This window comes from Nocardioides sp. (assembly GCF_031397825.1).
Taxonomy (GTDB): domain Bacteria; phylum Actinomycetota; class Actinomycetes; order Propionibacteriales; family Nocardioidaceae; genus Nocardioides.
On the sequence record NZ_JANNML010000160.1, the window covers coordinates 24,471 to 36,250 of the forward strand.

Here is an 11,780-nt window from a genome sequence, read left to right on the forward strand (position 1 = left end):
CAGAAGCACCAGAGCCGGTAGGTAGGTGGGCCTCACACCGGGTTGCCGCGGCGATCTAGGGTGTGACCCAGGCAACCTGGAGGTCTCGGCGCTCGCCTGGGCGCTCTCAGCAGGTGCGACGGGGAAGGAACGGCACGTGGAGGCAACGACTGCAACGTCGGGCACGACGTCGAGCAGCGGCGCAGGAGCCGATCTGGAGACCCTGTCCCGGGTGGTGGCCCGGGTGCGCGGCAACATCGAGCGCGTCATCGAGGGCAAGCCCGACGTGGTCAGCTCGGCGCTGGTCGTGCTGCTGGCCGAGGGTCACCTGCTCATCGAGGACGTGCCCGGTGTCGGCAAGACGATGCTGAGCAAGGCCCTGGCCCGCAGCATCGACTGCACGGTGCGTCGCATCCAGTTCACCCCGGACCTGCTGCCCTCCGACGTCACCGGCGTCTCGATCTTCAACCAGAACACCCGCGAGTTCGAGTTCCGCCCCGGCGGTGTCTTCGCCAACATCGTGGTGGGTGACGAGATCAACCGCGCGTCACCCAAGACCCAATCGGCGCTGCTGGAGTGCATGGAGGAGAAGCAGGTGACCGTCGACAACGGCACCTACCAGCTCGAGACCCCCTTCATGGTCATCGCCACCCAGAACCCCATCGAGATGGAGGGCACCTACGCCCTCCCCGAGGCCCAGCGCGACCGCTTCATGGCCCGCGTGTCCATCGGCTACCCCGTCGAGGCCGCCGAGATCGCGATGCTCGACTCACGCTCCGACTCCAACCCCATCGACGACCTCGAGCCCGTGACCGACGCCGCGGAGATCCGCAAGCTCTGCGCGATCGTGGCGCAGGTCTACGTCTCCCCCGCCGTGCAGCGCTACGCCGTCGCACTGACCGGGGCGACCCGCCGCACCGACCAGCTCAACCTCGGCGCCTCGCCCCGCGCGACGCTCCACCTGGTGCGCGCAGCGAAGGCCTACGCGGCGATCCACGGACGCGACTACGTCCTGCCCGACGACCTGCGCACGCTGGCCCGACCCGTGCTCGCGCACCGGCTGCTGCCGAGCGTCGAGTCGGCGATGAGCGGGCGCTCGACCACGGCGATCCTCGACGCGCTCGTGGCCGCCGTGCCCGTGCCCGAGCCCCAGCACCGTGCGTGAGGCGCTGGCCGGTCTCACCGTCCGCGGACGGGCGTTCCTCGCTGCCGGGGTCACGGCCGTGGTCTGCGCGGTGCTGCTCGGCCAGCCTGCGCTGACCCGCGTCGGCATCCTGGTCCTGGCCCTGCCGCTGGTGACCGCGGTGTTCCTCGGCCGCAGCCGCTACCGCCTGGCACTCGTGCGCACCGTCTCCCCGCAGCTGGTCGCCGCCGGCCAGCCGGCCCGGGTCAACCTGACGCTGACCAACGAGGGCCGCACCCCCAGCGGGGTGCTGCTGCTCGAGGACCAGGTCCCCTACGTGCTCGGCACGCGCCCGCGCTTCGTGCTCGAGGGCATCGGCCACGGCTGGCGACGCAACGTGACCTACCAGGTCCGCTCCGACGTGCGCGGCCACTTCGAGATCGGTCCCATGTCGGTCCGCGTGAGCGACCCCTTCGGCCTCGTCGAGCTCGGCCGCGCCTTCCGCACGACGGTCCCGCTGGTCGTCACGCCGCGCACGGTCCCGCTCCCCTCCATCCCGCTCGGCGGTGGCATGACCGGCTCCGGCGACAACCGCCCCCGCGCCTTCGCCGCCGGCTCGGCCGAGGACGTCACGGTCCGCGACTACCGCCAGGGCGACGACCTGCGTCGCGTCCACTGGCGCAGCTCGGCGCGCGTCGGCGAGCTGATGGTGCGCCGCGAGGAGCAGCCCTGGCAGTCGCGCGCCACCCTCTTCCTCGACAACCGGGTGCGGGTGCACCGCGGACAGGGCATCGCCTCGTCGCTGGAGGCCGCCGTCTCGGCCGCCGCATCCATCGCGGTCCATCTCAGCCACCGGGGATTCACCGTGCGTCTCGTGACCGCCTCCGGCGAGGACACCGCGAGCTCGTGGCACCAGCGCGACGCCGACCTCAACACCGGCCCGCTGCTCGAGGCGCTCGCCGTCGTGCAGCCGGAGCCGGCCATCCAGCTGGACACCAGCTGGCTCGGCGAGCAGACCAACGGCGGCCTGACCGTCGCGGTCCTCGGCAGCCTCGAGGCGATGGACGTGCCGGCCCTGCGCCGCATGCAGCACCACACGACCTCCGCACTCGCGATCGCCCTGGACGTCGATGCGTGGGCCACCCCCTCCCGCGGCCCTGGCAGCGCCGCCCCGGTGCTCACCCAGCAGGGCTGGCGCACGGTCACCCTCGGCCCCCGCGACCGGCTCGACGCCGTGTGGCAGGACCTCGGCCGCACCGGCATCGGCCCCCGGGTCTCCCGCAGCGGTGCCGACGTAGGTGAAGGAATCGCCATGGCCCGCCCCGGCGAGCGTCCCCTCGCGCCGGAGGGGACCCGGTGAAGCGCGCCCGCGCCAGCCTCAGCAGCGGACTGCTCCTCGCGCTGGTCGCCGCGGCGACCACCTGGGCCGCGACCTTCTCGTGGCGAGGCTTCAGCGAGTCGTCGTCGCCCTACCTCGGTCCGCTCCTGCTCCTCGGTGTGGTCGTCGCCGGCACCGGCGCCCTCGCCCGCTGGTGGCGGCTGCCGGGCCTCGTGGTCTTCCTGCTCCAGGTCGCGATCTCCGGGATGCTCGCCTGCCTCATGCTCACCGACTCGCCGCTGCCGGTCGGCCCGGCCTACGCCGAGATGGTGAGCGCCTTCCGGGACGCGGTCGAGAGCGCCAACGGCTACGCCGCTCCCGTGCCCGACGGCGTGCCCGGCATCCACCCGCTGCTCGTGGCGGGCGGACTCGGCTGCCTGCTGCTCGTCGACCTGCTGGCCTGCACCCTGCGCCGAGTCCCGTTGGCCGGGCTGCCGCTGCTCAGCGTCTACAGCGTCCCGGTCAGCCTCCTCGACACCAGCATCTCCTGGTGGGTCTTCGCGGCCACGGCCGTCGGCTTCATGTCGCTGCTCTACCTGCACGAGAGCGAGCAGATCTCTCGCTGGGGCCGGCCCCTGGGCCAGCAGCTGGAGAACGACACCGGGCTCGGCGTGCGCTCCGGTGCCGTGCGCACCAGCGCCGGTGCGATCGGCGGCGTGGCGACGGCCCTGGCGCTCGTCGTACCTCTCGCGATCCCGACGCTCGACGTGACGCTCTTCGACTTCGGCAACGGACCCGGCGGCGACAACGAGATCACCATCAACAACCCGATGGCCGACCTCCAGCGCGACCTCAAGCAGGGCCCGGACGTGCCCCTGATCCGGATCACCACCGACGACCCGTCGCCCGACCACCTGCGCATCGCCGCGCTCACCCGCTTCAGCCAGAACGAGTGGAGCTCGGGTGACCGCGAGGTGCCCACCGACAACCTGCCCAACGGCGCGATGCCGGCGCTCGAGGGCGTGCTGCCGAGCGTGCCGCGGAAGACCTACGACTACCGCGTCAGCATCACGGAGGCCTTCGACTCCACCTGGCTCCCGACCCAGGCGCCGATCTCCTCGATCGTCGCCCGCGGCGACTGGCGCTTCGACCCCAAGACGATGGACTTCATCGCCGGGCCGGACGAGGAGTCGGTCGCCGGGCTCGACTACGCGATGACCTCGGTCGAGCTGGATCTCCAGGCGGCGGAGATGGCGGCCTCGGGGTCGGCGGTCAACGAGGACAACGCGGAGTTCCTCGACCTGCCCACCGGGGTGCCCTCGCTCGTGACCAACCTGGCCCTGGGCGTCACCGACGAGGCCGAGACCAAGTTCGAGAAGGCGCAGGCGCTCCAGCAGTGGTTCCGCGAGGACGGCGGCTTCACCTACAGCATCGACAGGTCCGACGAGGGAAACGGCGTCGACGAGCTCGAGGCCTTCCTCGACGAGGACGGCGGCCGCATCGGCTACTGCGAGCAGTTCGCCGCCGCGATGGCCGTCATGGCCCGGGTCCTGGAGATCCCCTCGCGCGTGGCCATCGGCTTCCTGGAACCGACGCGGGTGGGGGCGGGCGTCTACGAGTACAGCTCGCGCGACCTGCACGCCTGGCCCGAGCTCTACTTCCCCGGCGCCGGCTGGGTGCTCTTCGAGCCCACCCCCTCCGACCGCGTGCGCGAGGCCCAGGTGCCGGGCTACACCACCGAGAACGTGCCGGAGGCGCCCAACCCGCAGATCCCGTCGGCCAGCGCGAGCGAGGCGGTCCCCGACCGCACCTCCGAGAGCCCGTCGGCCAGCGCGACCCCGGAGGAGGAGGCCGCTGCCGCCGACGCGGGCGACGACGGCTCGGCCTTCCCGTGGCTGCGGGTGCTCGGCATCTTCGCCGGCCTCGGCCTCCTGGTGGCGCTCGCCCTCACCCCGCAGCTGCTGCGCCAGCGGGTGCGCGAGCGCCGGCTGGCCGGAGGGCCGGAGCTGGCGTGGGCCGAGCTGCGGGCGGAGGTCCGCGACCTGGGCCTGGCCTGGCCGGCCGGCCGCTCGCCGCGGGAGACCCGCGACTGGCTGGTCACCCAGCTGGGGGGCCCCGAGGTGGACGGGGTCCAGCGTCCCGCGCGCGGGCCCGAGCTGGCTCCCGACGCCGTGGACGCGATCGACCGGATCGTCGACCGGCTCGAGCGGCTGCGCTATGCCCGCGGCCACGCCGGCGCCGACGACTCGCTCGCCGAGGACGTCACGGTGTGTGTCACGGCGCTGCGCCTGGGCTGCACGCCGCGGGTCCGTCGTACGGCGCACTGGTGGCCGCGCTCGCTGCTGCGCCCGGAGCCCCGCTCGTCGGTCGCCGCCGTCTCGCGCACCGAGTCCCTGGACAGCGGGGTCGTCGAGCACGTCGGGTGATGCCCGCTCGGGGCGAGCTGGTCTGGTCCTGCCGGGATAGTGCGGGACGTTTTCGACCTCGTCACCCAGGTGGAAGGTCGACAACGTCCCGCACTATCCCGGGGTGGCCGGACAGCACGAGACCCCGGTCGCGGCGCGAGCGGGGTCCGGGTGGTGCTGGTGGTGGCCGGCCGAGTCCGGGGCCGGGCGGGTGGGGCTAGTAGCCGCCGCCGTTCTGGTCGCGGCGGCGACGCCACCGCTCCTCGACGCGCTCCATGAAGGTGCCGTTGCTGGGGCGGCGCTGACGCTTGGTGCGACCGCTGCGGCCACCGTCGATGACCGCGAAGCCGGAGGGGTGACCGGTCTGGCGAGGCTCGGCGGCAGCGGCTGCCTGGCCGCGGATCGCCGTCAGGGAGACGGTCGCGGAGCCCAGCATGATGACGAAGCCGACGATGCCGACCGGGATGATGCTGGTGATGGCTCCGGTCATCAGGACCACGATGCCGATCACGAAGACGACCCCGGCCGCGATGGCGCGGCGTCGTGCGGATCGTCGAAGCGTGGTGCCCCTCAGCGTGGAGGCGAACTTCGGGTCCTCTTCGACGAGGGCGCGCTCCATCTGCTCGAGCAGTCGCAGTTCCTCTTCCGAGAGTGGCACGGATCCCCTCCGTCTCGCGTTGATGTGAGCCAAGTCTAGGCAGCGCTTCCACATCACGGTAGGCGCGTTCATGAATTTCGTCACCGAAGCGATATCGGATGAGCCACACCGGACGGGACGAGGTGACCCGAAGCCTGCCGGACTGGTCCACGCGAGCGCCCGGCGGGGTGCCCGGTCATCGCCCCTGGAGCAGGCTGGCCGGGCGTACGGCGGCCGCGCCGAAGCGTCGCGTGGCCCGGTCGACGGCGCGGTCGGCCTCGGCCCAGCCGTGCTCGCGCTCGCCCAGGACCAGCTGGTGGTGGACCTTGTCGCGGGGCACCAGTCCCTCCACCCGCACCCCGACGAGCCGGACCCGGGCGCGTTGGAGCCCGAGGGCGTCGTAGAGACCGGTGACCGCGGCGTAGACCTCCTGGGTCACGTCGGTCGCCTCCGGCAGGGTGCGCGAGCGGGTGATGGTGGTGAAGTCGGCGAAGCGCACGGTGATGGTGACCGTGCGACCGGCCACCCCGGCGGTGCGCATGCGCCCCGACACCTTGGCGGTGAGGCGGAGCATCTCGCGCAGGACGACCGTCCGGTCGTCGGTGTCGCGGCCGAAGGTCTCCTGGGCACCAATCGACGTGTCGGGGTCCCCGCCGCCGAGACCGATCGCGGAGGCGGTGCGGGCCACGATCTCGCGCCGGTCGGTGCCCCAGGACAGGTCGTGCAGCTGGCGACCCAGCGCGTCGCCCACCGCCCGCTGGAGGGTGCGCAGCGGCACGTGGGCGACGTCGCCGACGGTGATGAGCCCGAGCCGGTGCAGCATCGCCTGGGTCTTCTCCCCCACGCCGTAGAGCTCGCCCACGTCGAGCGGGTGCAGGAAGGAGGTCATCTCCTCGGGCGGCACCACGACCACGCCGTCAGGCTTGGCGCGACGGCTGGCCAGCTTGGCGACCGAGACCGAGGACGCCACCCCGACCGAGCAGGTGATGCCCTGCTCGTCGTGGATGGTGGCGCGCAGCTGCTCGGCGATCTGCAGCGGCGTGCCGAGGCGGCGCACGGAGCCGCGGACGTCGAGGAACGCCTCGTCGAGCGAGAGCGCCTCCACCAGCGGGGTGACCTGGCGGAAGGTCGCCATCACCGAGGCCGACACGGTGGTGAACGTGTCGTAGTCGGGCGCCAGGACCACCGCGTGCGGGCACAGCCGCCGGGCCCGGGTGCCGGTCATGGCCGAGCGGACGCCGTACTGACGGGCCAGGTAGTTGGCCGACAGCACCACCCCGCGGTGCCCGCCCCCGACGATCACCGGCACGTCCTGGAGGTCAGGGCGCTCGCGGGTCGCCACGGAGGCGTAGAACGCGTCCATGTCGACGTGCAGGATCGGCGTGCTGGTGACGTGACGCGCGCCCGCGCCGGCGCTCGCGCCGATCGGGAGGGCGCTCATGCCACCCGTCGAGTCGGCGCGATGGTGCACTTCGCCGGCCGAGTCGGCCCGATGTTGCGCCACCACCGCGCCGCCTCGACGCTGGCGGGAGGCCCCGCGGGGTCAGGTCGCGATGAGGTGCAGCTGGGTCGCGAGGGGGTGGTACTCGGGACGGACGGCGACGGCGCGCTCCAGCTCGACGAGCGCCGCGGTGGCACCGGGCTCGAGGTCGAGCAGGGAGCCGGGCACCAGGTCGGCGAAGACCCGGATGCCGTGGACCGAGGAGGTCGCGAAGCCGGCGTCGGCGAGCAGGCCGGTGATCTCGTCGTGGGTGAACCGGTGTCCGGAGCGGCCGGTCGTCGCGCCGGGCTCGAGCAGGACGAGCGCCTGCTGGAAGTGGCCGGCCATGGCCCGGGCCAGGACTGCGGCGTGGCGCTGGGCGACCAGGAGGCTGAGGGTGCCGCCGGGGCGGAGCACCTCGCGCAGCGTCGCCAGGGCGGCTGCGGGGTCGTCGACGACCTCGAGGACCCCGTGGCAGAGCACCACGTCGGCGCTGTCAGCACCGACCGCGTCCACCAGGCTGGAGAGGTCGCCCTGCTGGCCCGCGACCTCGACGCCGACCTCGCGGGCACGACGGGCCAGCGCGGCGAGGGCGTCGGGGCTGGGGTCGACGACCGAGACCCGGTGACCGAGCTCGGCCACCTTGACCGCGAAGCCGCCGGTGCCTCCCCCGATGTCGAGCACGTCGCGGCCACCGTCGCCCAGGACCGGGCGCAGGACGTCCCACACGACGGCGGTCCGGGCTGCTCCCCTGCGCTCACTGGCTGACATGCGGCCCACCCTAGGACACACCCCCACCCGATCATCCCGGGCTCCCGGGCGAGCGGTGCCAGAGCTTGCGGGCGACGTCGCGGGTCTCCTCGCCGGCCGGCTTGATGTCGGCGTAGGGCGACATCTGGAAGCCGCTGCTGTGCACCAGCACCCGGCGCTGCTCGGGCGGCGTGAACCCCTCGGGCCGCACCGCGAGCTGCTGGTGGACCGCGTCGATGCCCTCGCGCTGCCACAGCGCGTGCAGTGCGGGCAGCTCCCAGGCACCGGTCGCGCGCAGGGACACCCCGCGGTAGCCGGTGCGGCGCAGCTCGCCGCGCACGACCAGCAGCCAGGAGTGGAAGACCGTGGCGGCGTAGGGACCCTGGGCGTCCTCGAAGAACGTCGCGTCGACCGGGCCGGTGGAGTCGTCGAGGGTCAGGAAGACGACCCGACGCCCCGAGCGGATCGGGGGTGTCTGGGTGGCGACCTTGACCCCGGCGACCAGCAGCTCCGAGCGGCTGCGGCAGCCCAACAGGTCCTTGCTGCGGGTGACACCGAGCTCGTCGAGGAAACGGGCGTAGTCGTCGACCACGTGGCGGCTCACGTCGAGACCCAGGATCTCCAGCTCGGCGGCCATCGACTCGGCCGACGTCATCTCCGGCAGGCCCGAGACCTCCCCCTCGCGCGGGCCGTCCCCGAGGTCGAGGCTGAGCTGGACCGAGGTCACCGGAGCGGGCGCCGCGGTCGCGCGACTCTGGGCCGCCGCCTTGGCCCACACCCCCTGGTCGGCCAGCGGGTGCCGCTCGAGCCCGGCGGAGCGGTCGCGGTCACGGGGGTCGGTGCTGTTGCGGACGGCCGCCTCGTCGGCGCGCGCTGCCGCGACCCTGGTCGTCGTACGACGAGACGCGAAGCCGCGGCCACGTGCGGCCTTGTCGACGGCCTTGCCGTGCCGCTCGAGCTGGGCGACCTGGAGCAGCAGGTCGCGGCGGGTGACCCGACCCCGGGCGCGGACCCCGTCGGGACCCGAGCCGATGCCGTAGACGGCGTCGAAGCCGCCGGCGAGCACCAGCCGCTCCACGATCGGGCGGGAGACCTGCGCGCGCTGCCAGAAGTCGGTGAGGGACTGGTAGGGACGAGCCGCGACGACGCGCTCGACCTCGCCGGCGTTGATGCCCTTGACCTCGGCCAGGGCCAGGCGGATGCCGTAGCCGGCAGTGCCATCCGGGCCGTCAGCGCCCTCGACCCTCTCGACGACGAACTGCTGCTCGGAGGCGTTGACGTCGAGCCCGAGGACCTCGATGCCGAGCTGGCGGACGTCGTCGAGGATCAGCCGTTTGGGATACATCCCCGGGTCGTGGGTGAGGACGCCCGCGAGGAAGTGGGCCGGCCAGTGGGCCTTGAGCCAGGCCGACTGGTAGGTCGGGAGCGCGAAGGCCGCGGCGTGGGCCTTGCAGAAGCCGAACGACGCGAACGCCTCGAGCACCCGCCAGACCTCGTCGACCACCGAGAGCGGGTAGCCCTGGGCGAGCGCGCGCGGGAAGAACCAGGTCTTCGTCTCCGCCATGCCCTCGACGTCGCCGAGCGCGCGGCGCTTCTCGTCGGCCTCGGCGAAGTCGATCCCGGCGAAGCGGGCGATCATCTCGATGACCTGCTCGTGGAAGACCACCACGCCACGGGTGGGCTCGAGGATGGGGCGCAGGTGGGGGTGGAGGTAGGTCGCCTCCCGCCAGCCCTGCTTGACCTCGAGGTAGGGGGTGATCATGTCGCTCTTGACCGGGCCGGGTCGGAAGAGCGAGATGTCGGTGATGATGTCGCTGAAGGTCTCGATGCCGGACTTGCCGACCAGCTCGCGCTGCCCGGGCGACTCGATCTGGAAGACACCGAGGGTCTTGGCGCTGCTGATCATCGCGTAGGTCGTGGGGTCGTCGAAGGGCACTTGGGCCTCGTCGTCGAGGTCGACGTGCTGCCCGTCGACACGCTCGATCTCGGCGACCGCGTGGGCCATCGCGGACTGCATGCGGATGCCGAGGACGTCGAGCTTGAGCAGGCCGAGGTCCTCCACGTCGTCCTTGTCGAACTGGCTCATCGGGAAACCGGCGTGGCTGGCCTCGACCGGGGTGCGGTCGAGCAGCGTGGCGTCGGAGAGCAGCACCCCGCACGGGTGCATGGCGATGTGGCGCGGCAGCCCGTCGAGGCGCTCCACGAGCTGGAACATCAGGTCGAGCCGGGTGTCGGTGAGCCCGCTGGCGCGCAGCTCGGGCAGGTCGCGCAGCGCCATCCGGGCGTCGCGGGCGCGGATGTGCGGGAAGGCCTTGGCGATCGCGTCGATCTCGCCCGGCGGCATGCCGAGCGCGCCGCCGACGTCGCGCACGGCGTGGCGCACGCGGTAGGTGTCCATCATCGAGACGCACACGCAGCGCTCGCCGCCGTAGCGGTCGAGAACCGCCTCGTAGACCTCGAGCCGGCGCGCGGACTCCACGTCGACGTCGATGTCGGGCAGCGCACCGCGCAGCGGTGAGAGGAAGCGCTCCATCAGCAGCTGGTGGCGGATCGGGTCGACGCCCGAGACCCCGAGCAGGAAGTTGACCAGGCTGCCGGCCCCGGATCCCCGCGCCGCGCAACGCACGCCCATGTCGCGGATCAGGTCGGTGACGTCGCCGACGGTGAGGAAGTACGACGCGTAGCCGAGGCCGCGGATCGTCTCCAGCTCGTCGTCGAGCCGGGTCCAGATCACCTGCCGTGGCGCCGATCCGTAGCGGTCGCCGATCGCTCCCTCGCAGCGGGCGCGCAGCGCGACGTCGGCGCTGGCGTGCTGGGTGGAGAGGGTGAACTCCGGGAAGTGCACCTCCCCCAGCCCGAGGTCGGCACGCGGGTCGAGCGCGCACCGGTCGGCGACCGTGCGGGTGGCGGCCAGCAGCCGGGTGGCCTCGCGCTCCCCCAGCCCGCCGGCGCGGCAGACCTCCTCGGCGACCTCGTGCATCTGCTTGCCGGACTTGAGGAAGCCCTCGGCGTTGCGCCGGTCGAGGTGGCGCAGGTCGAGGGCGACCAGGCGGCGCGCGGCGTCGAGGACGTCGACGGTGACCGCGTCGCGGCGGTCGGCGTAGCGCACGGCGTTGCTCAGGATGCTCGTCAGCCCGGCCTGGCGGGCGATCCGGGCCATGCGGGCGGCGTGGGGCGTCGTCCCGGGACCCCAGCCGTGGGGCACCCCGCCGGGGAGGCGGTGGGAGACCAGCTCGACGACCAGGTGGGAACGCGGCACCAGCGCCCGCCACGGCGCCAGCGCGGCCAGGGCGAGGTCGTCGCGGCGCCGGGTCGCGGCCACGCCGAGGTCGGAGGCCGGCCCGAGCAGCACCATCAGGTCACCGCTGCCGAGGAGCTCGGCCACCCCGTCGGGGAGGTCGTCGAGGTCGAGCACCGGGCTGCCGCGCTCGCCGGTGAGCTGGGTCGCCGAGACCAGGCGGCACACCGCCGCCCACCCGGCTCGGCCACCGTGGGTGTCGGTGCTGGCGAGGAACGTCGCCCGGGCCAGCCCGCCCTGCTCGGCCGGCAGGTCTCGGAACGCGCCGCCGCGGACCGGGGTGCGGGTCCGGCCGGCGATCGGGCCGGCGCCGGCGGTCGCCCCCCGTCCGCCGGTGTAGGCCAGGCTGACGCCCAGCACCGGACGGATCCCCGCCCGCAGGCAGGCCTTGGCGAACTTGACCGCACCGTAGGTGCCGTCGCGGTCGGTCAGCGCGAGGGTGTCCATCTCCTGCTCCGCGGCGCGCTCGACGAGCACGTGCGGGTGGGACGCGCCGTACTGCAGGGAGTAGCCGGAGGCGACCTGCAGGTGGACGAAGGGGTCGGGCACGGGCACTCCTGGACAGCCGGATCGACCCCTGACTGACTCGAACAGATGTTCGAACCAGGCCAGTGTAGGCCGCTTCCAGGCGGTCCCGTCAACCCATCCGGGACGCCGAGGACCGGGTGGATGCCGGCCGCGAGGCAGGCCTTGGCGAACTTCACCGCGCCGTAGGTGCCGTCGCGGTCGGTCAGCGCGAGGGTGTCCATCTCGTGCTCGACGGCCCGCTCCACCAGCGTATGGGGATGCG

The 11,780-nt window shown here is 73.2% G+C and carries 7 protein-coding genes and 1 pseudogene; 3 read left to right on the forward strand and 5 right to left on the reverse strand.

What is annotated here, in order from left to right; translation table 11 throughout:
* Positions 1 to 202 precede the first annotated feature (202 nt).
* The 3 genes from RMN98_RS13850 to RMN98_RS13860 are packed head-to-tail and all read left to right on the forward strand — an operon-like array spanning position 203 to position 4,846.
* Positions 203 to 1,144 carry an AAA family ATPase gene (locus RMN98_RS13850; RefSeq protein WP_397209638.1) on the forward strand — a complete coding sequence of 314 codons (942 nt, stop codon included), beginning with the start codon at positions 203 to 205 and terminating at the stop codon, positions 1,142 to 1,144.
* A complete protein-coding gene (locus RMN98_RS13855; protein ID WP_309649406.1) occupies positions 1,137 to 2,462 on the forward strand; it encodes a DUF58 domain-containing protein in 1,326 nt (441 codons plus the stop codon). The genes RMN98_RS13850 and RMN98_RS13855 overlap by 8 nt, the downstream gene beginning before the upstream one ends.
* A complete protein-coding gene (locus RMN98_RS13860; protein ID WP_309649407.1) occupies positions 2,459 to 4,846 on the forward strand; it encodes a DUF3488 and transglutaminase-like domain-containing protein in 2,388 nt (795 codons plus the stop codon). Before RMN98_RS13855 ends, RMN98_RS13860 begins: the two co-directional genes overlap by 4 nt.
* 196 nt (positions 4,847 to 5,042) lie before the next feature.
* Here the strand turns inward: RMN98_RS13860 and RMN98_RS13865 are convergent, their stop codons facing one another.
* The 5 genes and pseudogenes from RMN98_RS13865 to RMN98_RS21095 form a co-directional block, all read right to left on the reverse strand.
* Entirely contained in the window at positions 5,043 to 5,483 is a 441-nt protein-coding gene (locus RMN98_RS13865; protein ID WP_309649408.1) for a DUF3040 domain-containing protein, read from the reverse strand.
* Positions 5,484 to 5,658: 175 nt separating this feature from the next.
* Complete coding sequence (gene dinB, locus RMN98_RS13870) at positions 5,659 to 6,903, reverse strand: DNA polymerase IV (protein ID WP_309649409.1); 1,245 nt, start codon at positions 6,901 to 6,903, stop codon at positions 5,659 to 5,661.
* 102 nt (positions 6,904 to 7,005) lie between these two features.
* Positions 7,006 to 7,713 carry a methyltransferase domain-containing protein gene (locus tag RMN98_RS13875; protein WP_309649410.1) on the reverse strand — a complete coding sequence of 236 codons (708 nt, stop codon included), beginning with the start codon at positions 7,711 to 7,713 and terminating at the stop codon, positions 7,006 to 7,008.
* A 31-nt stretch (positions 7,714 to 7,744) separates the two neighbouring features.
* Positions 7,745 to 11,539, reverse strand: coding sequence for a DNA polymerase III subunit alpha (locus RMN98_RS13880; protein ID WP_309649411.1), 3,795 nt, complete (start codon positions 11,537 to 11,539; stop codon positions 7,745 to 7,747).
* Between the two features lie 113 nt (positions 11,540 to 11,652).
* Positions 11,653 to 11,763, reverse strand: a pseudogene (locus RMN98_RS21095) (PHP domain-containing protein); the annotation flags it as partial.
* Between the last annotated feature and the right edge of the window lie 17 nt (positions 11,764 to 11,780).